Origin of the sequence: Ruegeria sp. HKCCD4315 (genome assembly GCF_013112245.1) — a bacterium.
Classification (GTDB): Bacteria; Pseudomonadota; Alphaproteobacteria; order Rhodobacterales; family Rhodobacteraceae; genus Ruegeria.
The window spans coordinates 672,508-694,509 of the sequence record NZ_WVRN01000001.1 but is presented as its reverse complement, the minus strand read 5'-3'; the positions used below and the strand labels follow the sequence as shown (position 1 = coordinate 694,509).

At 56.7% G+C, this 22,002-nt stretch carries 27 protein-coding genes; 15 read left to right on the top strand and 12 right to left on the bottom strand.

Translation table 11 applies throughout. The features are described 5' to 3' along the window. The first annotated feature begins 202 nt into the window (after positions 1–202). The 6 genes from GS646_RS03480 to GS646_RS03455 all read left to right on the top strand — a co-directional run bounded on the left by GS646_RS03480 (position 203) and on the right by GS646_RS03455 (position 4,481). The gene (locus GS646_RS03480) at positions 203–850 is read left to right on the top strand and encodes an SH3 domain-containing protein (RefSeq protein ID WP_253746759.1); all 648 of its coding nucleotides are present in this window, start codon (positions 203–205) and stop codon (positions 848–850) included. A 69-nt stretch (positions 851–919) separates the two neighbouring features. Beyond that, positions 920–1,747, top strand: coding sequence for an SDR family NAD(P)-dependent oxidoreductase (locus GS646_RS03475; protein ID WP_171188970.1), 828 nt, complete (start codon positions 920–922; stop codon positions 1,745–1,747). A 77-nt stretch (positions 1,748–1,824) separates the two neighbouring features. After that, entirely contained in the window at positions 1,825–2,028 is a 204-nt protein-coding gene (locus tag GS646_RS03470; protein ID WP_171180728.1) for a twin transmembrane helix small protein, read from the top strand. Beyond that, positions 2,029–2,601: a cob(I)yrinic acid a,c-diamide adenosyltransferase gene (locus tag GS646_RS03465; RefSeq protein WP_171188968.1), complete on the top strand. Its 573-nt coding sequence runs from the start codon at positions 2,029–2,031 to the stop codon at positions 2,599–2,601. A 192-nt stretch (positions 2,602–2,793) separates the two neighbouring features. Further along, the gene (locus GS646_RS03460) at positions 2,794–3,552 is read left to right on the top strand and encodes an electron transfer flavoprotein subunit beta/FixA family protein (protein WP_171096053.1); all 759 of its coding nucleotides are present in this window, start codon (positions 2,794–2,796) and stop codon (positions 3,550–3,552) included. After that, a complete protein-coding gene (locus tag GS646_RS03455) occupies positions 3,552–4,481 on the top strand; it encodes an electron transfer flavoprotein subunit alpha/FixB family protein (protein WP_171188966.1) in 930 nt (309 codons plus the stop codon). The genes GS646_RS03460 and GS646_RS03455 overlap by 1 nt, the downstream gene beginning before the upstream one ends. A 55-nt stretch (positions 4,482–4,536) precedes the next feature. On the opposite strand, the gene GS646_RS03450 is transcribed toward GS646_RS03455, so the two are convergent. After that, positions 4,537–5,340, bottom strand: a complete 804-nt coding sequence (locus tag GS646_RS03450) for a DUF6473 family protein (protein ID WP_253746760.1) — start codon at positions 5,338–5,340, stop codon at positions 4,537–4,539. A 164-nt stretch (positions 5,341–5,504) separates the two neighbouring features. On the opposite strand from GS646_RS03450, the gene GS646_RS03445 reads away from it, so the two are divergent. After that, positions 5,505–6,380: a 3-hydroxybutyryl-CoA dehydrogenase gene (locus GS646_RS03445; protein ID WP_171648462.1), complete on the top strand. Its 876-nt coding sequence runs from the start codon at positions 5,505–5,507 to the stop codon at positions 6,378–6,380. 75 nt (positions 6,381–6,455) lie between these two features. On the opposite strand, the gene GS646_RS03440 is transcribed toward GS646_RS03445, so the two are convergent. The 7 genes from GS646_RS03440 to GS646_RS03410 are packed head-to-tail and all read right to left on the bottom strand — an operon-like array spanning position 6,456 to position 11,875. Further along, complete coding sequence (locus GS646_RS03440; RefSeq protein ID WP_171180739.1) at positions 6,456–7,355, bottom strand: lysophospholipid acyltransferase family protein; 900 nt, start codon at positions 7,353–7,355, stop codon at positions 6,456–6,458. A gap of 38 nt (positions 7,356–7,393) precedes the next feature. Next, positions 7,394–7,663 carry an HPr family phosphocarrier protein gene (locus GS646_RS03435; RefSeq protein ID WP_171096062.1) on the bottom strand — a complete coding sequence of 90 codons (270 nt, stop codon included), beginning with the start codon at positions 7,661–7,663 and terminating at the stop codon, positions 7,394–7,396. A gap of 16 nt (positions 7,664–7,679) precedes the next feature. After that, positions 7,680–8,072, bottom strand: coding sequence for a PTS sugar transporter subunit IIA (locus tag GS646_RS03430; RefSeq protein ID WP_171096064.1), 393 nt, complete (start codon positions 8,070–8,072; stop codon positions 7,680–7,682). Further along, complete coding sequence (gene rapZ / locus GS646_RS03425) at positions 8,069–8,950, bottom strand: RNase adapter RapZ (RefSeq protein ID WP_171648463.1); 882 nt, start codon at positions 8,948–8,950, stop codon at positions 8,069–8,071. The genes GS646_RS03430 and rapZ overlap by 4 nt, the downstream gene beginning before the upstream one ends. Continuing rightward, a complete protein-coding gene (locus GS646_RS03420; RefSeq protein WP_171188959.1) occupies positions 8,947–9,417 on the bottom strand; it encodes an HPr kinase/phosphorylase in 471 nt (156 codons plus the stop codon). The genes rapZ and GS646_RS03420 overlap by 4 nt, the downstream gene beginning before the upstream one ends. 3 nt (positions 9,418–9,420) lie before the next feature. Further along, a complete protein-coding gene (locus tag GS646_RS03415; protein WP_171188957.1) occupies positions 9,421–11,139 on the bottom strand; it encodes a sensor histidine kinase in 1,719 nt (572 codons plus the stop codon). Positions 11,140–11,170: 31 nt separating this feature from the next. Beyond that, entirely contained in the window at positions 11,171–11,875 is a 705-nt protein-coding gene (locus GS646_RS03410) for a response regulator transcription factor (protein WP_171096072.1), read from the bottom strand. 341 nt (positions 11,876–12,216) lie between these two features. Here GS646_RS03410 and GS646_RS03405 point away from each other — a divergent pair, with 341 nt between their 5' ends. The 3 genes from GS646_RS03405 (at position 12,217) to GS646_RS03395 (ending at position 15,060) form a co-directional block, all read left to right on the top strand. Beyond that, positions 12,217–13,815, top strand: coding sequence for a phosphoenolpyruvate carboxykinase (locus GS646_RS03405; protein ID WP_171188955.1), 1,599 nt, complete (start codon positions 12,217–12,219; stop codon positions 13,813–13,815). 318 nt (positions 13,816–14,133) lie between these two features. Continuing rightward, positions 14,134–14,481 carry a hypothetical protein gene (locus GS646_RS03400; RefSeq protein WP_371732016.1) on the top strand — a complete coding sequence of 116 codons (348 nt, stop codon included), beginning with the start codon at positions 14,134–14,136 and terminating at the stop codon, positions 14,479–14,481. A 27-nt stretch (positions 14,482–14,508) separates the two neighbouring features. Further along, positions 14,509–15,060, top strand: coding sequence for a hypothetical protein (locus GS646_RS03395; protein WP_171188953.1), 552 nt, complete (start codon positions 14,509–14,511; stop codon positions 15,058–15,060). Between the two features lie 4 nt (positions 15,061–15,064). On the opposite strand, the gene GS646_RS03390 is transcribed toward GS646_RS03395, so the two are convergent. Beyond that, the gene (locus GS646_RS03390) at positions 15,065–15,829 is read right to left on the bottom strand and encodes a sulfite exporter TauE/SafE family protein (protein ID WP_171188951.1); all 765 of its coding nucleotides are present in this window, start codon (positions 15,827–15,829) and stop codon (positions 15,065–15,067) included. A gap of 144 nt (positions 15,830–15,973) precedes the next feature. Here GS646_RS03390 and GS646_RS03385 point away from each other — a divergent pair, with 144 nt between their 5' ends. The 3 genes from GS646_RS03385 to GS646_RS03375 all read left to right on the top strand — a co-directional run bounded on the left by GS646_RS03385 (position 15,974) and on the right by GS646_RS03375 (position 18,887). Continuing rightward, positions 15,974–17,665: an acyl-CoA dehydrogenase family protein gene (locus GS646_RS03385; protein WP_171648464.1), complete on the top strand. Its 1,692-nt coding sequence runs from the start codon at positions 15,974–15,976 to the stop codon at positions 17,663–17,665. 237 nt (positions 17,666–17,902) lie between these two features. Beyond that, positions 17,903–18,457, top strand: coding sequence for a hypothetical protein (locus GS646_RS03380; RefSeq protein WP_171648465.1), 555 nt, complete (start codon positions 17,903–17,905; stop codon positions 18,455–18,457). Positions 18,458–18,494: 37 nt separating this feature from the next. Continuing rightward, on the top strand, positions 18,495–18,887 hold the full coding sequence (locus tag GS646_RS03375) for an META domain-containing protein (RefSeq protein ID WP_171096084.1): 393 nt from the start codon (positions 18,495–18,497) through the stop codon (positions 18,885–18,887). On the opposite strand, the gene recO is transcribed toward GS646_RS03375, so the two are convergent. Next, a complete protein-coding gene (gene recO, locus GS646_RS03370) occupies positions 18,871–19,596 on the bottom strand; it encodes a DNA repair protein RecO (protein WP_171648466.1) in 726 nt (241 codons plus the stop codon). The two genes, GS646_RS03375 and recO, sit on opposite strands and share 17 nt — an antisense overlap. A 198-nt stretch (positions 19,597–19,794) precedes the next feature. Between recO and GS646_RS03365 the strand changes: the two genes are divergently transcribed. Both GS646_RS03365 and GS646_RS03360 read left to right on the top strand, forming a co-directional pair. Next, positions 19,795–20,040 carry a hypothetical protein gene (locus GS646_RS03365; protein WP_171648467.1) on the top strand — a complete coding sequence of 82 codons (246 nt, stop codon included), beginning with the start codon at positions 19,795–19,797 and terminating at the stop codon, positions 20,038–20,040. A gap of 137 nt (positions 20,041–20,177) precedes the next feature. Beyond that, complete coding sequence (locus tag GS646_RS03360) at positions 20,178–20,567, top strand: VOC family protein (protein ID WP_171188942.1); 390 nt, start codon at positions 20,178–20,180, stop codon at positions 20,565–20,567. A gap of 46 nt (positions 20,568–20,613) precedes the next feature. On the opposite strand, the gene GS646_RS03355 is transcribed toward GS646_RS03360, so the two are convergent. After that, positions 20,614–20,943 (bottom strand): DUF1491 family protein, encoded by a 330-nt coding sequence (locus GS646_RS03355; RefSeq protein WP_171096093.1) that lies wholly within the window; start codon positions 20,941–20,943, stop codon positions 20,614–20,616. Further along, positions 20,940–21,848: a GTPase Era gene (gene era, locus GS646_RS03350; RefSeq protein WP_171188940.1), complete on the bottom strand. Its 909-nt coding sequence runs from the start codon at positions 21,846–21,848 to the stop codon at positions 20,940–20,942. The genes GS646_RS03355 and era overlap by 4 nt, the downstream gene beginning before the upstream one ends. Positions 21,849–22,002 lie beyond the last annotated feature (154 nt).

The following is a 22,002-nucleotide window of genomic DNA, read 5'->3' as shown; positions in this document are numbered from 1 at the left end:
GATGTGATACGACGCAAGCGCGCCTTGGTAAAGCAAGCAGCAAGTATTTTGCTGGGGACAAGTCGCGCTTTTTGCAACAGGGGGAGGCAAGTGTGTGTTTTCCCCGAATTTTCGACTCGGCGTTACAATTATGCTACCATTCCAACAATTGAATAATTGCTGCCTAATATTGTTGTTACGATTACCTTGGGGGACGGCCACTATGCGCCTGATACTTGTTACTTTTGCCGCTCTCGGCTGGACCTTTTACGTGATGAGCGGAGGTCCGGACTTTGAACCGCGCGGTGTGCGCGAAGCTAAACCTGAACGCGTTGCTGTTGCACCAAAACCGGCTGCGCCGGCGATCGAACCTGCGCCTGTTGAAAACCTTGTCACACAAGCGGCCATCAAATCTGAACCTGTCGTGCCGGTGACTGCCGAGGTGGTGCAAGTGACTGCCGAACCTGTCGCCGAGCTGGGCGAAGAAGAAACCAAAGCGCTGCTATCGCAGGTGGCTGCGGGTCTAAAGGCAAACCCATCGTTGTTTAGCGACGAGAATGTTACTCTTACCTTGGCGTCGCTGGAACAAGGCGTCGCCTCGCTTGAACAGGTCACCACAGATGCCGAACTGCCAACAGTGGACCTGTCCTCAACCGTTGAAACACCTAAGGACATCCGCGAGATTTCGGGCACCCGCGTCAACCTGCGGGACGGCCCCGGAACTATCTATCCGATCATTGGCAAAGCCGGTCTTGGCCAGCAAGTCGAGGTATTGAGCGAATCGGGCACCGGCTGGCTGCGCCTGCGCGTGTTGCCGGGGCAACAGGTTGGGTGGATTTCCGCATCACTGGTCCGGAAAACAACAAACTGACGCCAGAGTGTCATTGCCCTGCCGCAAACCCCGCCATAGCTATTGGCGGTGTAAAGGTGCGGAAGGCTTATGCAGAAATCGATTCTAATTACGGGATGCTCTTCGGGCATCGGCCTGGATGCGGCACACGGAATGCGTGCACGTGGATGGCGTGTCTTCGCATCTTGTCGCCAGCAGCGCGATTGTGATCGTTTGCGCGCACAAGGCTTTGAAAGTCCGAGAATCGACTATACCGACCACCAGAGCATAACATCAGGTGTGTCATCCATACTTGAGGAGACGGGTGGTACTCTGGATGCGCTGTTCAACAACGGTGCCCACGGCCTGCCCGGGGCAGTCGAAGACGTGCCGACCGATGGATTGCGCCATATCTTCGAAACCAATGTCTTCGGATGGCATGAGCTGACGCGCCAAGTAATTCCCGTTATGCGGGAACAAGGTCACGGCCGAATTGTTCAATGCTCTTCGGTTTTGGGCCTTGTCGCCTTTCCCTGGAGAGGCGCTTATGTTGCAACTAAATATGCCATCGAGGGTCTGACCGATACGATGCGGCTGGAATTGCGCGACACCGACATCCATGTGGTTCTGATCGAGCCCGGACCCATTACGTCGAAGCTGCGGGAAAAGGCGATTCCGATGTTCGAAAAGTACATCGACTGGGAAAACTCGGCTCTGCGGTCAAAGTACGAAGCCTCTTTGCTGAAACGTCTTTATGAAAGCAGCGGGCCCGACAAGTTCGAGCTACCGGCCTCTGCTGTGACAAACAAACTGGCCCACGCGGTCGAAGCGCGACGCCCCAAACCGCGTTATTACGTGACGACGCCCACATATGTGGCCGGAGTTCTGCGGCGGATTTTGCCCACAAAAGCCACTGACCGGATCCTCTCAGATATCTGAGGTGAAATTTCCCGTTCGCTTTTTGACCTCTCAACGCTAGATGGGTCATAATCGAAAAAACCGGACGGTGACTTAAAATGGACCTTTTGATGGTCGTACTGCTTTTGGCTATGGCGGCGGTTGTCGTTGTGCTGACCTTGGGCATTGCGAATTTCGGCAAAAGCGGCATGGAAGCCGCAAAGAAAAGCAACAAGATGATGCGGCTGCGTATCCTCTTTCAGTTCATTGCCGTGGTGCTGATCGTTCTATTCGTCTATCTGCGCGGACAAGGGGTGCAATAAATGGTCGTTCTCAACAAGATTTACACTCGCACGGGCGACGACGGCAAAACGGCTCTGGGCAATGGCGAGCGCGTTGCCAAATACGCAGGCCGCGTTGCCGCATATGGCACGGTAGACGAATTGAACGCCTTTGTCGGTGTAGCCAGAAGCGAGGCTGAGGGCGAAACGGATGCAGCACTATCGCGCATTCAGAATGACCTGTTCGACCTGGGTGCAGATTTCTGCCGCCCGGACATGGATAAGGACGCCGAGGCCGACTACCCGCCTCTGCGTATTGTGCCATCTCAGATCGATCGGCTCGAAGCCGAAATCGATGTAATGAACGAAAATCTTGAACCGCTGCGCAGCTTCATCCTGCCAGGCGGATCGCGTCTGGCTGCACATTTGCACGTGTGCCGTACCGTGTCGCGCCGCGCAGAACGGCTGGCAGTTGAATTGACGAATATGGAGCCGGTCAACGACGTTGCGGTCAAATACCTCAACCGCCTGAGCGACTGGTTCTTTGTCGCCGCACGTTGCGCAAATAACAACGGCAAAGATGACGTTTTGTGGGTTCCCGGCGCGAACCGCTGATCCCGAATTGCAGAGGATTCAGGCGGCAGCGCCCGCCCCTCTGCGAAAAAAACCGCAAAACGCGACGTCCCAACGCCATGACGTGACGATTTTGCTCTGTTGTGCCACTGCCGCAGGCGCTATCTAGTCCGTCGAGAGCATTGGTGGAGTCGCCACAGCGGCTTGCCGTTTTTTTGAGGAGCATACGCAAAAATGAAGGTACTGGTGCCTGTCAAGCGCGTGATTGACTACAACGTTAAGGTCCGCGTGAAAGCGGATGGGAGCGGTGTTGATCTCGCCAATGTGAAAATGTCGATGAACCCGTTTGACGAGATTGCTGTCGAAGAAGCAATTCGTCTGAAAGAAGCGGGCAAAGCCGACGAAGTTGTTGCCGTTTCGATCGGCGTCAAGCAAGCACAGGAAACGCTGCGCACCGCGCTGGCGATGGGCGCAGACCGCGCGATCCTGGTTGTGGCTGCCGATGACGTGCACACCGACATCGAACCGCTGGCCGTTGCCAAGATCCTGGCCAAAGTGGTCGAGGAAGAGCAGCCGGGCATCGTTCTGGCGGGCAAGCAGGCGATCGACAACGACATGAACGCCACCGGTCAGATGCTGTCGGCTCTGCTGGGCTGGTCGCAAGGTACCTTCGCGTCCGAGCTGGACATCGAAGGCGACAGCGCCAAGATCACCCGTGAAGTGGACGGCGGTCTGCAGACTATCAGCGTCAAGATGCCGACCATCGTAACCGTTGACCTGCGCCTGAACGAGCCGCGCTATGCGTCGCTGCCGAACATCATGAAGGCGAAGAAAAAGCCGCTGGATGAAAAAACCGCCGCCGATTACGGCGTCGACGTCACCCCGCGTCTGGAGATTGTCAAAACTGACGAGCCGCCGGCACGTGCCGCTGGTATCGTCGTGGGCTCGGTCGACGAGCTGGTCGAGAAACTCAAAGAAGCGGGGGCTGTGTAATGGCTGTACTTCTGCTGGCTGAAGTTAACAATGGTGAGCTGTCGATGGACGCCACCGCCAAGGCCGTCAACGCTGCGAAAGCTCTGGGCGATGTGACCGTTCTGGCCGCAGGCGGTTCCGCCGCCGCTGCTGGTGAGGCCGCCGCCAAGATCGACGGTGTGTCGAAGGTTCTGGTCGCCGAAGATGCCTCGCTGGGTCACCGCCTGGCGGAATCGACTGCGGCGCTGATCGTGTCGCTGGCTGATGGATACGAGCACATCGTTGCCCCTGCGACCACCGACGCCAAGAATGTGATGCCGCGCGTTGCTGCGCTGCTGGACGTGATGGTGATCTCGGATGCGTCCGGCGTAGTTGACGGCTCGACCTTCGAGCGTCCGATCTATGCGGGCAACGCGATCCAGACCGTGAAATCCTCCGACGCTAAGAAGGTTGTCACCCTGCGGACCGCCAGCTTTGATGCAGCGGGCGAAGGCGGCTCGGCCCCGGTCGAAACCATCTCGGTCCCGGCCTCCGAAGGTCTGTCGTCGTGGGTCGAGGACAAGGTTGCCGAGAGCGATCGTCCTGAATTGACCTCGGCAGGTGTTGTTGTCTCGGGCGGCCGTGGCGTCGGCTCGGAAGAGGACTTCAAACTGATCGAAACCCTGGCCGACAAGCTGGGCGCGGCAGTTGGCGCCTCGCGCGCGGCTGTGGACTCGGGCTATGCCCCGAACGACTGGCAGGTGGGTCAGACCGGTAAGGTTGTTGCCCCCGATCTGTATGTCGCTGTCGGCATCTCGGGCGCGATCCAGCACCTTGCTGGTATGAAAGACTCGAAGGTCATCGTTGCGATCAACAAGGACGAAGAAGCCCCGATCTTCCAGGTCGCCGACTTCGGACTGGTCGCAGACCTTTTCCAGGCCGTCCCGGAACTGACAGAGAAACTCGGCTAAAGCCAAAGTTTTTCGTCGACACATCTTTGAAGGCCCGCCAATACGCGGGCCTTTTTCAGTTCAAGTCCCGCAAAACAGGCAATAGTTTCCCGGCAATCTCTCTGTGCGCGGACGGGCCAATGACATGCTCGGCCATCGGCTGCTGCAACGTCCCAAACAACACATCCTCTAACGTGTCTGACACTGCCGTCACGCAAACCGAACATTCAACGACGCCGCTACAGAAGGGTCGAAGCCGTTCGATCATCGCGGCATCCGGCAAGACAGGATCGCTATGCAGACCGGCCTGCCTTTGCACATGAAGCCAAAGCAGTATGACTGGCGGCTCTATGCGGCGAACCAGCTTTGAACAAGCGCGCAACCAAGCTTCTTGCAGCTCTTGCACGACAATTTCGAAACGGGCGCCCTGTTCGGCGCGCAGCCGATCCAACAGATGCCGCACGAAGTGGATTTCCGTGAAATCGACCTCTGGATATAACTGTACCAGATCGAGCGTAGGTTCCACGAAACGATCATTGCGGCGCGGATGCACCCGGTAGAATCGGTTCGACTGGTACGGCAGATCGGGGACCTGCAATACGCAAAATTCCGACGCATTCACCAGTTCCGAAAGCACCGGGTCACCCAGCATGGCCTCAAAACCACAAAATAGGCTGCCGAAATTGATGCAGGGCAGCTTTAAACGCTGGCCAAGCTCAACTGGAAACGGATTCTCAACAAACCGGCCAAAGGTCTCCTCTCCGCCCAGACAGGCCACATAGGGCTTGCTCAGATCGCCCGGCGGGCCTCGAAACCACAGTTTGGACCCCATGTATTGACAGGCGGCGTCTCCACCACCGCCAGATTGATGAAAGCTCATATCAAGCCCCCCATTTTCTCACCCGGTTGCCATCTTGCGGCCGCAGATGTTGAGAAATTCCTAATGCGCGCATTTGAAGCAAAATTGACAGGTTCGATCCCCTTGCCGCCTGCCCCGCTCTGCCGATACTGTCGCGATAACCTTCAGGGCAGAGGCAGCTGGACATGGAAATCAAATCGGTCGGAGTTATTGGCGCGGGTCAGATGGGAAATGGGATTGCCCATGTCCTGGCCTTGGCGGGATACGAGGTCTTGCTGAACGATGTCAGCCAGGACGCGCTGACTAATGCTGTGTCTGTTATCGAAGGCAACTTGGCGCGTCAGGCTTCTCGCGGCAAGATCAGCGACGACGATATGCAGGGTGCACTGACACGTATTACGACAACGTTGGAACTGCCCCGTCTTGGTCAAACCGATCTGGTCATCGAAGCCGCAACCGAGCGGGAGACGATCAAGCAGGCTATCTTTGAGGACCTGCAGCCGCATCTGCTGCCGCATACAATCTTGACGTCGAATACGTCATCCATCTCGATTACGCGCCTGGCCAGCCGCACCGACCGGCCAGAGCGGTTTATGGGCTTTCACTTCATGAACCCGGTGCCGGTCATGCAGCTGGTGGAACTGATCCGGGGCATCGCCACGGACGAAGAGACATTCAGCGCTTGCAAGGCAGTGGTCGATCGCCTTGGTAAAACCGCCGCAAGCGCCGAAGATTTCCCGGCCTTTATCGTTAACCGGATCTTGATGCCGATGATCAACGAAGCCGTTTATACCCTGTATGAAGGCGTCGGCAGCGTTCAATCCATCGACCAGTCGATGAAGCTGGGCGCGAATCATCCGATGGGGCCGCTGGAACTGGCGGACTTTATCGGGCTGGATACCTGCCTGGCGATCATGAACGTCTTGCACGACGGTCTGGCAGACACCAAATACCGCCCCTGCCCGCTGTTGACGAAATATGTCGAGGCTGGCTGGCTGGGCCGCAAGACCGAGCGCGGGTTCTATGACTATCGCGGAGAGGTTCCGGTACCAACACGTTGAAAGGGGGCCAGCCCCCTCGCCCGGATTTCATCCGGGCTCACCCCCGAGGTACTTTTGGCCAGATGAAGACGCGGATCAGGCTTTGTTTGACTGGCCCAAGGACATTGTGCGATCCCGTAGCCATGCCATGAAGCCGCGTGGGTCGCGCTCGAGCAGTTCCATGTCTTCATCACCGATCGGCTCGCCGATAACCGGCGATTGCGGTTTGTTGCAGGATCGGACGATTTCATGCAGCAGCAAACCCTGGCGCAGGATCGGCGACAGTTTATTGGCAATCTGGTACCAGCGCGAGTTGCTGCCCGGAAAGAAAATCGGCAACACTTGCGCGCCCGAGCGACGGATCATTTTGGCGGTGAAAACGTTCCATTCCCGCTCGATAGCTGGACCAAACCAGTCATCCGATGACATCACCACGCCTGACGGGAACAAGGCCACTACACCGCCATTCTTCAGGTGCTCCATGGCCTTGCCGCGCATCTCCAGCATCTTGGCTTGCGCCTCGGGGTCGTGCGGGAAAGGCACCGGGATCATGAAGGATGTCGCGGCCTCATCCAGCCCGGTTAGAACTGAGCGGGTTAGAATGCGGTAATCGCTGCGGACCCGTCCAATCAGCTCGGCCAGGATCATACCATCGACCATACCGTGCGGATGGTTGGCAACCACAACGACGGGACCGGTTTTGGGAATCCGGGCAATCTGTTCCTGAGGTGTGGTCAGGTCGATTCCCATAGTCGTAAGGGCACCGCCCCAGAACCGCTGGCCGCGATAGTATTCGTTCTTTTTTTCGAATTTGTTGACCATGCGCAGGATGGTCAGCTTGCCAGTGCACCATTCGATGGCCCGAATGGCGGTCGAAGTCCAGGCATCGTCAAACGAGTTCGCATAGGTCAGGGTTCTACGGTCGTAGATTTCGCCCTCATCCGCGGTCCCATCCACCACAGGGCTTGTCTTGGTTTCGTGCGTCGTTTCCGCCAATTCCTGGTCTTCCCGTTTTCATGTCCCGGCGGGGCGGATTAGAACCCCTCTCCGAACTTGTCATTCACAAGCGCTTCCAGAGCTTCCGCCAATGCCTCAGCATCCGGCCCCGACGTCTCGACGTCAATAGTTGTTCCGCGCGAAGCTGCCAACATCAAAAGACCCATAATACTGTCGCCTGAGGCAGAAAGTCCGTCTTTTGACACCTCGGCGCGAGCATCGAACCCTTCTACGACCTCGACCAGCTTTGCCGAGGCGCGGGCATGCAGGCCCTTTTCATTGATAATTTTAAGGCTTCGGTTGGTCATAGTCGTCAATCCGGTCTTATTCCAATGTCACATTTTGTGCATTTATGTATTTCCGTCCAGCCTCCATCGCCTGTCGCACGGCATCGCCGATAGGCAGGTGGCGGCTTTTGGCCAATTTGATCAGCATAGGAAGGTTGGCGCCATAAAGAATGCGCCGGTCCTGAGGCGCACAGGCCCTCAGGCTGAGATTCGACGGGCTTCCGCCGAACAGATCGGTGACAACAACGACACCATCGCCCATGTCTACGCTGTCCGCTGCCTGGCAGATCTCGGCCTGTTTGGCATCACGATCGTGTTCAGCTTCGATTGCAATGGCCACCAGACCGGGTTGCGGCCCGACGACATGCTGTGTGGCTGACAGGTATTCCTGAGCCAACCCCCCATGCGCAACGATCACAATTCCGATCAATCCGACCTCACATTCAACGTCCGGCGTTCCATTTCGCGATGCCTAATTGCCACTTGCTGGCCACCTTCGGCAAGGGCCTTTGCCACGGCTTCGGCCATTGCAACAGAGCGGTGTTGCCCCCCGGTACATCCAAAGGCCACAGACAGGTGCGCTTTACCTTCGGCCCGAAATGCGGGCAACAAAAGATTTAGCAGATCCATGACACGTTCATAAAACGGCAAATAGGTCGTGTCCGATTGCACATAGTGCGCGACATCCGGGTGTCGACCATCCGCTGCACGCAACTCGGGGCGCCAGTAGGGATTGGCAAGGAACCGGCAGTCGAACACCATATCCAGCCCGCGCGGCAGCCCGCGTTTATACGAGAAAGATTCAATCGAAACCGCAAGGTGCCGCCCATCCTTGGGGGCAAACCAGGTTTCAACCTCTTCGCGTAACTGATGCACGTTCAAAAGACTGGTGTCGATCAGCGTATCGGCAATCTCGCGGATCGGGGCCAGAAGTTCCTTTTCACGCCGGATGCCGGTTTCTGGGCTGGCATCTCTTGCGACCGGGTGACGGCGACGGGTTTCCGAAAACCGACGCAGCAGAACGTCATCACTACAATCCAGATACAGAACCGTCAGATCCACTTGCGCCATACGACCCAGTTTTTCGGCCAACTCGATAAATCTGATTGTCGAAAAATCCCGATTGCGGGCATCAACGCCCAACGCCATTGGACGATCGCTATCGGCGCTATCGAGCAGGCGCAGCAACAACCCCATCGGCAGGTTATCAATCGCCTCGAAGCCAAGATCTTCCAGTACGTGGATCGCGGTGGACCGGCCTGCGCCTGACGGGCCAGTGACCAATACGATCCGCCGTTGTGAAGTCATGTGTTCGGCCATTCCGCGTCTACACGCCCATACTTTAGCAACTGCACTAATGCTGCTGCCAAATTGGGGACGCCAGCGCCCCGAAGCAAGGGAACAGTTTGCCTCAGGACTTGAACGGTGATCTGTTCGGGAAAACGCGCGGGCTCGCTCTGCGACAGATCCACGACATAGGTTACCGGAGTTGATTCGACCGCCGGGGTCTTGAGCAGGCCGATGTGGCGTGCTTCGATCAAGCCGCGCAGGTGTGGAACGGCGGACGCAATGACCCGCTCTTCGACCATTTCAAGGATCACACGATCATCTGCAACCAAATCTGTCCCAACGGCCATCATCTGCAATGCCAACCCGGATTTACCTGTGCCAGAGGCACCGATGATCAACACGCCGCGCCCTTCAACCGAAACACAGGAGGCATGAACGCACGCCTTGTCCAGGTTTTTGGCGTCTGACAGAAAATTGGTTTGCATCGGTTAAACGGGCAGCCCCACCACGAAACGCGCGCCCAGAGGATCCGAGGTGATGTCGGCCTCGGTCGGGCGTATATTTTCAGCCCAGATTACACCGCCATGGGCCTCGACAATCTGCTTTGAGATCGCAAGACCAAGGCCCGAGTTATTGCCGAAATGCTCGGCCGGGCGCTGCGAATAGAAACGCTTGAACACTTTGGTCAGTGCCTGTTCGGGAATGCCAGGGCCTGTATCCTCAACTACGACCAAAACGCGATTATCGCGCTGACGAACCCAGACGCGAATGGCGTCGCTTTCCTCGCAGAAGGAAATGGCGTTGGTGATGAGGTTGACGAAAACCTGCGCCAGTCGGGCTTCGAGACCGTTGATGATGATCGGTTCAGGTGGAAGATCGGTGATGTAATCGATGCCTTTGGAACGTGCATCCTCGCCCAAATACTGACCCAGATTGCCCAGCAGCTTGAGAAGGTCAAAGGGTTGCTCTTCTTCTTTGACCAGCTCCGCATCCAGACGCGAGGCGTTCGAGATATCGCTGACCAGACGGTCCAGACGCCGGACGTCATGTTCAATCACATCCAGCAACTTGTCGCGCTGATCCTCGCGTTTGACCATACGCAGCGTGCCAACGGCGGATTGCAGGCTGGCCAAGGGGTTTTTGATTTCATGGGCCACGTCGGCAGCGAACTGTTCATTCGCGTCGATCCGATTGTAGAGCGCTGTCACCATACCCCGCAGCGCACGGCTGAGACGCCCAATTTCGTCCGGGCGCGCACTAAGATCCGGAATGCGGATACGACCGGGGTTGACCCCTGTACCGCGGTCCTTGCCCATTTCAGCAGCCGCCGCCAGATCCGCCAGAGGGTTGGCGATTGTCGAGGCCAGCACAAGGCTCAGACCTACGGAAACCAGAAGGGCCACCACAAACATCTGAAGAATGCGTTCCTGTTCGCGACGGGCCAGCGCGTCGATTTCCCCGGCTGGGCCGGTAATGGCAACCGCACCGGCTGGACTATCCGCATACAGGATCGGTGCGGCAGCAACGATCACCGTGTCCCCCGCGCTGTCTTGCACCGCTTGGACCTGCGCTTGCCCTTCCAGCGCTTGCGGAATAATCGCCTGAACCCGTTGCGCCAGCGTCGGAGATTCCGTCTCGGTCGACCAGTTGAACAGGTTGGACAGGCCAATCCACACCGCATTCAGCGTATCGCTGATGACAGTGCTGCCAGTTTGCACTTCGGACTCCGAACGAAGAAGCACGGGCATGTCAGAGATTTGCGGCGCGCCACGCGTCCAACCGATCAGAGTGCCACTTGCGTCATAGACAAAGACTTCGCCGCCTTCGGGAAGTGTTAGCCCTGAAAGCGTATCCTTGACGTCCAAGTTACCAGCATTTTGCGCCGAGGTTTGAGCGCCCTGTCGCAGCTGAGTTTCAAAGACATTGCTGACTAGCTGCGCGTCGCCCAGCAGATTGCGCGCGGTTTGCTGCACCTTTTCTTTACGCGAATCGTCCAGATACAGCAGCCCGGTGACCAGGATCACCAAGGCAATCAGATTGAAGGTGATGATCTTGCGGGCCAAGGGCGATCCACGCAGAGAAAACAGGTTCCTCCGGGATCGCTTTTCTCTCAGCTCGGCAGACTCGGGATCCTGGGGGATGACCCAGTCATCCCCAAGAACGACGTCACCGTCGCGCAGTTCTCTGGCTTCTTCGGTGTCGCGCACGAGAGCCCATTACCTCTTGCAGGCGTCGCGCCTATTCTTCGTTGTACCGGTAACCGATACCATACAGGGTTTCGATCGCCGAGAACTCGGGGTCGGCTGCGCGCATTTTCTTGCGTAGGCGTTTAATGTGGCTGTCGATTGTCCTGTCGTCCACATAAACTTGATCGTCGTAAGCCACATCCATCAGCTGATCACGGCTTTTGACAAAGCCCGGACGCTGGGCAAGCGCTTGTAACAACAAGAACTCTGTCACGGTCAGGGACACGTCATTCCCCTTCCAGCTTACGGCATGGCGCAGAGGATCCATCCGCAGGTCACCGCGTTCCATAACCTTGGTGTCACTGCTGTTGGCGGCCACTGCGTCGCCGCTTGTTGCCTCTTGCCGGCGCAGCAACGCGCGGATGCGTTCCACCAGCAACCGCTGCGAGAACGGCTTTTTTACATAGTCATCTGCGCCCATGCGCAGGCCAAGAACCTCGTCGATCTCGTCATCTTTCGAGGTCAGGAAGATCACTGGCATCTGCGTTTTCTGACGCAGCCGCTGCAGCAAATCCATGCCATCCATCCGAGGCATTTTTATATCGAGAACAGCCATATCCGGCAGCTTTTTGTTGAACGCATCCAACGCGGCCTGGCCATCATTATAAGTTTCAACCTCGAAACCTTCGGCTTCAAGAGTCATGGATACAGACGTCAGAATGTTTCTATCGTCATCCACCAGTGCAATCTTTGACATCGGGCTCACCCCTATTCCTGCTCACTCGCGCAATAATTCGCTTATTTGTAAGGCATTGTTGGCGGTTTTAAGACGCCGAATCAATCCGTAACCTCGAATCGTGCCTTTGTTGCGGCAGGTCTGCGGCAAATTTGCCTTTATGCCCGCAAAAATCTGCCTGCTTTTCGAACATTGAATTTGTGGTGGCGCTAAACTCGGACTTGGTTGCGCTAACTGCGTCAACCCGCCTGTTCATGCCCCAAATGACCGTGATAAGACGCGCCCAGCCGCCGGTTTGCCCGGCTCACTGCCCCAATGGCGCTAACGGCCAAAGCCACGCGCCGCCACAGGAGAAGACACACATGACATCTGGACGGGTTAACCCGCAATTCCGCCTCGAAGATCAGGGCATCGAGGGTCTGGGCAATGTCTATTACAACTTCATGGAACCGGCGCTGATCGAAGAGGCGCTGAAGCGCGGCGAAGGGACACTTGGCAACGGCGGTGCGTTTCTGGTCACCACTGGCAAGTTCACCGGCCGCTCACCCAAGGACAAGCACGTCGTCAAAACCGACAGTGTCGTCGACACCATCTGGTGGGAAAACAACGCCGAAATGAGCCCCGAAGGCTTTGAAGCGCTGTACCAAGACATGCTGGCCCATATGAAAGGCCGCGACTACTTCGTGCAGGATCTCGTCGGCGGTGCTGACCCCGCATACGCGATCAACGTGCGTATGGTCACCGAGCTCGCCTGGCACAATCTTTTCATCCGCCACTTGCTGCGCCGCCCGGATCGCGAGGATCTGGATGATTTCACAGCCGACTTCACCATTATCAACTGCCCCAGTTTCCAGGCCGACCCGGCCAAGCACGGCTGCCGCAGTGAAACGGTGATTGCGCTGAACTTTGATCGTAAGCTGATTCTGATCGGTGGAACCGAATACGCGGGCGAGAACAAGAAATCCGTCTTCACTCTGCTGAACTACATGTTGCCGGAAAAAGGTGTGATGCCGATGCACTGCTCGGCCAACCATGCCGTTGGCAACCCGGTTGATACCGCCGTGTTCTTCGGGCTGTCAGGTACCGGCAAGACAACTTTGTCCGCTGACCCGGCCCGCGTTCTGATCGGGGACGACGAGCACGGTTGGTCAGATCGCGGCACCTTCAATTTTGAAGGCGGCTGTTATGCCAAGACAATCAACCTCAATGCCGAGGCCGAGCCGGAAATCTACGCGACCACCAGTAAATTCGGCACTGTCATCGAAAACATGGTTTTCGACCCCGAGACCAAAGAGCTGGATTTCGACGACGATTCACTGACTGCCAACATGCGTTGCGCCTATCCGTTGGAGTATATCTCGAACGCATCCGGCAGCGCTTTGGGTGGTCACCCGAAGAACATCATCATGCTGACCTGTGATGCCTTTGGTGTTCTGCCTCCGATCGCGCGGCTGACCCCGGCGCAGGCGATGTATCACTTCCTGTCGGGCTTCACTTCGAAGGTTGCGGGGACCGAACGTGGTGTGACTGAGCCTCAGCCCACGTTCTCGACCTGCTTTGGCGCGCCGTTCATGCCGCGCCGTCCGGAAGAATACGGTAATCTGTTGCGGGATAAGATCGCCCAGCATGGCGCGACCTGCTGGCTGGTGAACACCGGCTGGACCGGTGGTGCTTATGGCGTAGGAAGCCGGATGCCGATCAAGGCGACCCGCGCATTGCTGACGGCAGCCCTGGATGGTTCGCTGCGCGATGCTGAATTCCGCAAGGACGCCAATTTCGGCTTTGATGTACCGGTTTCCGTGCCCGGTGTCGCCGAGGTTCTGCTGGACCCGCGCCGCACTTGGGACGATCAGGCCGCGTTCGACAAACAAGCCGAGAAACTGGTTCAAATGTTTGCCGAAAACTTCGAACAATACCTGCCGTTCATCGACGACGATATCAAAGCCGTAGCGATTGGCTAACGTGGTACCAGATACAGAAACAAGGGGCCTGCGGGCCCCTTTTTCAATTCAGAAACCGCTCGTATAATCCACCCTTAGTTGTATGTCACAAAAAGCACATACAAGTGCGTTGTTTCAAAATGCGATCTGGGGTACCTGTTAGTCTCGATGAGACGAAAAAGCCCGGCACATCAGCGCCGGGCATTGACTGAAAGGACTTTGTGGCAGCTCAGAAGCGTACACTCACAACGCTGGATTGAGCAACCTAATCAGGCACCTAGTCTAGGTAAAAGGGGATGAGTGTCAACATGGGACTCGCTGGTTTCTTAAAGGACCGGTGTGGCTCAAATAGTCGCAGACCGGCGGCAGTTGGCTCAGGAAATTGCAGGTAAGAACATGACAGAAATCTCGAAACTCACCGAACTTCGCAAATTGATGCAAAGCATGGAGCGGACGCTTGGCCTGGAAAAACTATCTCCGGTTGAGCGCGACATTTATTACGCAGCGGAAGAACTCTCAAAATCTGATCAAGAAGTACGCACATTCGGTTTGATCGAACACACATTGGTCCAAAGCGTGTCGCGCCCGACCTTTTTCCGCGCGCTGAAGTCACTGGTTCAAAAAGGCTATCTTTCGCAAAGCGGCAGCGCCAACCGGGGGCGGTATATCGTTAATGCTCCCAGATGACGCCAGTTCAACACGCACGGCCCAATAATGTCCGTGCGCGCTTGGGCAATTGATACGTTTGCGGCCTCATCGGCCTATGTGGTGGCGTCATTCCTGACATTCGCCGTTCTGATGCCTCTTCAGAATATGTATTTCCCGGAATATCCAAGCCGGGCAAGCCTGCTGTTTCTGCCTCATGGCGTGCGGGTTCTTTCTGCATGGCTATTAGGGTGGCGGGCGATCTTTGCCCTGTTACCAGGGGTATTCATAGTCTTTGTTTATCTGGGAGGCGCTGACGTTTTCCTACCCAGCCGCCTATTGGCCATTGCCATAGCTGTCACCACAGTTCCGGCAGTGTTCTATCTGTTCAAGGCCGTCGGATGGGACCTGTTCCCGCGTCCTGATCGCAAACCCTGCTGGGCCTGCGTCATGGGTGTCGGCATCATCACATCTTTTCTGGTCTCGGGCCTGACCAATCTGGCTTTCGGCAGTGCAACTGTCGAATACATTGCCTTTTTGATCGGCGATATCTCGGGCTTGTTCTTCCTGATGCTGGGACTCTACTTTGCGTTTCGCTTCGCCGACAAACGTCGCGGCTGAGACATCAGCCCATCAGCCCGCGTCGCAGCAGGTTTAGTCCAGCCACCAACAACACAAACAGGGTCGCCTTGCGAAAGCTGGCCTGATCGATTCGGTCCTGCAGCCTGATGCCGACCCACATCCCCACCAAGGCAGGAAGGATCAGGATAGCGGAAAACGGAAGCGTTTCTGCCCGCAAGATACCTGACCCCAAATGAGCGGCCAGCAACAGCACTGCCCCAAGCCCATAAATAACGCCCTGAATGCGGATCTGTTCCTTTTTGGGTGTGTTCAAAGCCATCAGATAAGCAACAGTTGGCGGACCCCAAACACCGGACATACCGCCAGCGAAACCTGCAACTCCGCCCATAGCAGCCTCTATACGCGCGGATGGCTGGTTCAATACCAGCCGAACCCCCAAAACCTGAAACAAACAAAAAACCGAAACCAAACCACCGATCAGAAGCAACGAAACCGAACTAGGGATCATGGTGACAAGCTGCGCGCTGAGAACCAACATGAGGCCCCCGACGATCAGAAAAACCCGAAAGCGCAGGATTGAAGAATACGCGGCCGTTGCGCCGCCGCGCAAAGCTTGAAGCCCGTTTGTCACGAGAGTCGGCAGGATAAGTCCGGCCAGGGTCAACTCGGGAGTCAGGAATGAATTCAACCCTGACACCATGACCATAGGCATGGCGAAACCAACAATGCCCTTGATCCAACCGGCAGCAAAAGCCACGGCCATAGCAAGCATGAGGTCTTGCGGAGAAAGAATGGAAAACAGGGACATACCCTCTAAATACCATTTAAGATTCCTTCTGCATTGCAAAAATGATCAGGTAATTTTTGAACTTTTTCGTAGCGTAATAAGTATTTTTGTTGCGCTGCACGTGCAGCATGATATGACCAGACGACCGAGGAAAGGACGCGATTCATGGCCCACGACGGACAAGATATGACCGAGATGACAAAAGCTGCAGTATTGCCCGATCTTCTGGAATTGACCCGTACCGCTGTGCCTGCGGTGGAGGCGGTATTTGAAAAAGCCCGCGAGTCCGTACGCTCTATGGTTACTGCAGATGGGCGCGTCTCTGGCGCCCTGATCGAAGCGAACCAAACGGCTGCTCATGGCTTGGCTTGGCTGGCAACCTACGCTCAATCGCTGCAACAGATGCAACGCTGGGCAGAAGCGCTGCAAGCCGAAGGTAAGTTCGGCGAGGTTGAGCAGCTGCTGCACCAGATCGCTTTTGGCGAATATCTGCATCAGGTCGCTGGCGGCATTCCGATGAACCAGGGCGAAGTTGTACGCCTTCAGGATATGGGGCTGGGCTGGGACGCGCTGTCGGGCTTTCAATCGACCGAAGTTCAAACCCTGATGGCGCAGGCCAATTCTCAGGCTGCGCGCAGCCGCCTGGTTGAACTGATGCAGGACCAGGCCGGTGCCACCATGTTCGGCGCCTCTGGTCTGGACGAAGAACTTGAGATGATCCGCGATCAATTCCGCCGCTATGCGCAGGAAAAGGTCGAACCGCATGCGCATGAATGGCACCTGAAGGATGAGCTGATCCCGCTGGAGATCATCGAGGAACTGGCAGAAATGGGCGTTTTTGGCCTGACCATCCCCGAGGAATTCGGCGGGTTCGGCCTGTCCAAAGCCTCAATGTGCGTGGTGTCCGAAGAATTGTCACGCGGTTATATCGGCGTGGGCTCACTGGGCACCCGGTCCGAGATCGCGGCTGAGCTGATCATCGCAGGCGGCACGGATGAACAGAAAGCCAACTGGTTGCCTAGACTGGCCAGCGCCGAGATCCTGCCCACCGCCGTCTTCACAGAGCCCAACACCGGGTCGGACCTTGGCAGCCTGCGCACGCGCGCTGTGAAAGACGAAAACGGCAACTATCAGATCACCGGCAACAAAACCTGGATCACACATGCAGCGCGGACCCATGTGATGACTCTGCTGGCACGGACGAATCCCGACAGCACCGACCACCGCGGCCTGTCGATGTTCCTGGCAGAAAAGACCCCTGGCACCGACGAGAACCCATTCCCCACCCCCGGTATGACTGGTGGAGAGATCGAAGTTCTGGGCTATCGCGGCATGAAAGAATACGAGCTGGGCTTTGATGGCTTCCACGTCAAAGGTGAGAACCTGTTGGGCGGCGAAGAAGGCAAAGGTTTCAAGCAGTTGATGGAAACCTTCGAATCTGCCCGCATCCAAACCGCTGCCCGCGCCATCGGCGTGGCGCAAAGCGCGCTGGATATCGCCATGCAATACGCGATCGACCGCAAACAGTTCGGCAAGTCTCTGATCAACTTCCCGCGCGTCTCGGGCAAGCTGGCAATGATGGCGGTTGAAATCATGATTGCACGTCAGCTGACCTATTTCAGCGCATGGGAGAAAGACCACGGCCAGCGTTGTGACCTGGAAGCCGGCATGGCCAAGCTTCTGGGCGCCCGTGTGGCCTGGGCCGCTGCCGACAACGGGCTGCAGATTCATGGCGGCAACGGTTTTGCACTGGAATACAAGATCAGCCGCGTTCTGTGTGACGCGCGCATTCTGAATATTTTCGAAGGGGCTGCCGAGATTCAAGCGCAGGTCATCGCACGCCGGCTGCTTGGCTAACGGTTTACGGCACCCCGTTTCCCCAACTGACCCGGCCAGTGCGCCGGGTCTTTTTCTTTGAGTGGTGACTTTCCTGACGACACCGTCCACAATTCTTCGATGAGCACAAAACGGAATGCATACGGCGCACCACCGCGCACAGGTTCACAACTCTGCAAACTTCCCCTTTGCATCTGTTTTGGTCGCCAGTAGAGCACCGAGCGAAACCAAACCCATCCGAGTGAGGGTGAACAAAATATGACCCAACGGATTATTGCGCTTTGGGCGATTCTTGCAGCATTTGTGCTGAGTGGCTGCTCCGTCAGTCAGCCAACCGCCACCCAAAGCGATATCGATGCGCTGGCAGAAGCCATCCTGTCACTCGGGCCTCAGGTTAGTCCCGTCGAAGCGCAACAGGCCGCTACGATTTCGTACACCTATTCTCAGCAGTTGGCGCGGGAATGGAACATCACGGATCCAGCCATCATCCACAACGCCAAGATCGCAAACGGCTTTCGCGAGTATGGCTTGTGCAATGACTGGGCGCAGGCCATGACCGCGCGGTTGCGGCAGGAAAATTTCGACACGCTTGATTTGCATTGGGTCACGTCTCCGCCGACGCAGTTTCGCATTATACACCATTCGGCGTTGATCAGCGCCAAGGGGGATTCGATGCATGACGGGATCATCCTGGATCCCTGGCGCAACAGCGGCGCGCTGTATTGGGCACCCGTGCGTGAGGACACTAAATACAACTGGAGGCCCCGCCTTGAGGTGCGACAGGAATTGTTGAGCGGCGCGATCCCCTATTGAGGTTTTCCCACCCAATAAAATTGATTAAGACCCTATGATGACCCGCCTTATCCTTACGTTGCCCCTACTCGCCTTGTTCCAATGCGAAAAGGATGAAACCGTCGCCGCCTATGGCGCGGCGGGGCAAACATGGGTCCTGCAGGAAATCGATGGGCAGCCCTATGAAGCCAGCGCGTTGCTCCGGTTTCCCGAAGAAGGGAAAATCAACGGAAACGCCCCCTGCAACAGTTACAACGGCACACTGAATGCGCCCTACCCTTGGTTCGAGATCCAAGACCTGAGCGCCACGCGGGCCGCTTGCGCCGGGCTTGAAGCCGAAGGTATTTATTTTGCCGCCCTGATGGCCATGACCCAGTCCGAAGTATCGGGCAACGTGCTGATCCTACGTAATGAGGCGGGGCACGAAATGGTTTTCAAAGCCGCCGAGTGACCTGATCCACAAACCGCGCCCTGGCTTCGGGCAAGGGATTGTGCCCAAGCGACGGTGCAACACGATTTTCCAGGAAATAGCCCGTCGTGCGCAGGGCTTCCGCGACCTCAAGATCGGGTGCCATACCCTCGCCCCTTAGGCAAGGTGGCAGCGGCAAAAGCTTGTCTGCCCACTCTCCGGCTCCATTTGCACTCACAGCGCGGCCCGTCTTAGGTGACACGTAAACCAGACCTTCGGTCGCGCCAGTCACGGCACAGGCCGTCAGATCAAGGCCAAAACCCAGTTCGTCCAGCAACGCCAATTCCCATCGCAGATATGCCAATGGCCAGATCTCATCCTGACCCAGCAGGTCCATCAACTGTTCCGTCATCGCATAAAGCGCCGGATGTGGTTCGCGTTCAGGCAAACAAAATGACAATAGTGAAACAACTGCATTGAGCCCGGACAAGGCTAGCCGCCCTGAAAACGCCGCCGCCGCGCGGGACCGCAAAGGTTCGACCTGAAAAGTGCCGATATGTTCTTCCAGACGAGCGCGCCACAGTACGTCCAATTGCGCGCCAGGTTGTAATATGGGTGCGATCTTGCGACTGGTTCCGCCGCGCACCACACCGGCGTGACGACCGTGCGCCTCGGTGAAGACCTCGATTATCGCCGCTGTTTCACCATGGCGTCGAGAAGTCAGGAGTATGCCGTGATCGCGCCAGTCCAAAATTCGACCTTACTTCTGGTTAAGTTGAACCGCAGAAAATCCGAAGCGGGACAGGCACGCAAGGGCGTAAACTCTTCTAAATCTCCCGCGACGGATGTTCTTTTTTTTCAAACCGCCATAGTTTTGCGACTTCGCGCCAGACGGCTTGTACGTGATCACCCACGCCCCACTTGCAGTTCAAACAGAAGGGGCCGCGCTATGACTGATGACGAACCACAACCCGTCGCCTTTTACGACGAACACAAAATCTGGACGCCTGATCCAACAGCTGCCGATATGCAGGTCTATGACACCTTTGCCTCGGCTGTTGTAGATCTATTGCAGGTGTTGGATGACAACAAACCCATGTTGTCGAGGGACGTCTACGCACGCTTTTTTGCGTCTCTGCTGCATCTGTCCAGAGTGTTGGGCGAATATGAAGATGGATGGAGCCGGGAAAAATAGCTCAGTCAGTGACTGAGAATAAACTGTTGGGCTAATACACAAGGTCGTACTGCGCCTGTGGCATTTCAAGAAACACGTTGCACCAGCGTAACTCGGGCATTAATGTTCTCTATATGTTCCATTAGAGGATTTCAGCAATGTCACTCAACTATGTCATGATCGGTTCTAACGACGTTGTTAACGCGCGCACGTATTATGACGCGGTTGTGTCCAGTATAGGCGGCAAAGTCGTCGCCGAATATATGCCTCATGCCGTCTGCTACGAACTGCGAGGCGGTGGATGCATGTGGGTAGCGACGCCGTTCAACCAAGAGGCCGCCACAGTTGGAAATGGCAATATGGTTGGCCTTGCATGCCAAAGCAAAGAAGAAGTGAAAGAAGCACATGCAGCCGCTTTGGCCAATGGCGGAACAAACGAGGGTGATCCGGGTGATCGCCCGCAATATGGTCCCAATTTCTTCGGCGCCTACGCGCGCGACCCGGACGGAAATAAGATGAGTTTTGTTTACCTTGGTGAAGACGGCTGACTGCTGAAACCAAGCTTTGCATCGACTTTACAGTCTGGCAGGGAGTTTACTCCAACCCCTCTTCATCCAGCAAATGTCGCCCTTGCCGGTCCTCGACCTCGATCACCCAGAGGTCAGGATCAAAGCTGCGTTGTTTGGTAATTGCGGTGTCCACATCCGTCTCAGTCCCGCTGGACAGTTCGACCCATTTGCGCGCGCCGGACATTAGGTCAAAGCTGCGTTGAAAAGCAATTGCCTGCCCGTCCAGAGTATTGAGCTTCACCAGAACGGCCCCAGCCGTGTCGTCACCATGGGCCACAACAAACGCCGGGATTTCCTGAAACCGAAGCCGCGCCAGATAGGCATGGACCCAGAATTCAGCAGTTAGCCGGGTCATGCGTTGCCGTCTTTGAAGTCCAGACCCATCTCTGAATACCGCTCGGATTCTTCCAGCCAGTTCGGCCGGACTTTGACCTGTAGGAACAGATGGATCTTGCGGTCCAGGAATTCTTCCAACTCGGCCCGCGCCGCTTGACTGACCGCTTTGATTGTCTCTCCGCGCTTGCCAAGAACGATGCCCTTGTGGCCGTCGCGCATGACGTAAATGACCTGATCGATCTTTGCGGAACCGTCTTTACGCTCTTCCCAGTTTTCAGTCTCGACAGTCAGCTGGTACGGCAGTTCCTGATGCAGGCGCAGGGTCAGTTTTTCGCGCGTCATTTCAGCCGCGATCATGCGCAAAGGCAGATCGGCGATCTGATCTTCGGGATAAAGCCACGGACCTTCGGGCAGCTCCCCGGCCAGCCATTTGCGCAAATCGTCTACACCATGGCCCTTTTCGGCCGAGATCATGAAGGTCTCGGCAAACGGATAGCGGGCGTTCAGGTCGCTGGTCAGCGCCAGCAGTTTTTCAGACGGCACCTTGTCGATCTTGTTGATCGCCAACGCGATGGTCCGGCCTTGCCCGATCTCGTCCAGCCCCTCAAGGATGCGTTCAACCCCTTCGGTGATACCGCGATGCGCCTCGATCATCAGCACAACAACATCTGCATCTGCGGCCCCACCCCATGCGGCCGCGACCATGGCGCGGTCCAAGCGGCGGCGGGGCTTGAACAGGCCCGGCGTGTCGACAAACACCAGCTGCGCGTCACCCTCCATCGCCACGCCACGAATGCGCGCACGCGTGGTTTGCACCTTATGCGTCACGATCGAGACCTTGGCCCCGACCATGCGGTTCAAAAGGGTGGATTTGCCCGCATTGGGCTCTCCGATCAGGGCGATAAATCCGGCGCGTGTGGTCATATATTGGCGTTCCTGTGTGCAATTGCGCTCTGCTATAGCAGAAAGGGCCTGCGGGCCAGAGGGATTTGTCGCATTGCAGCCATGCATCAGCAGTGGCAGGACTTGCAAAGACACCCAGCCGTTCCCAGCCCGGTGACACATCCGTTCAGTGAGG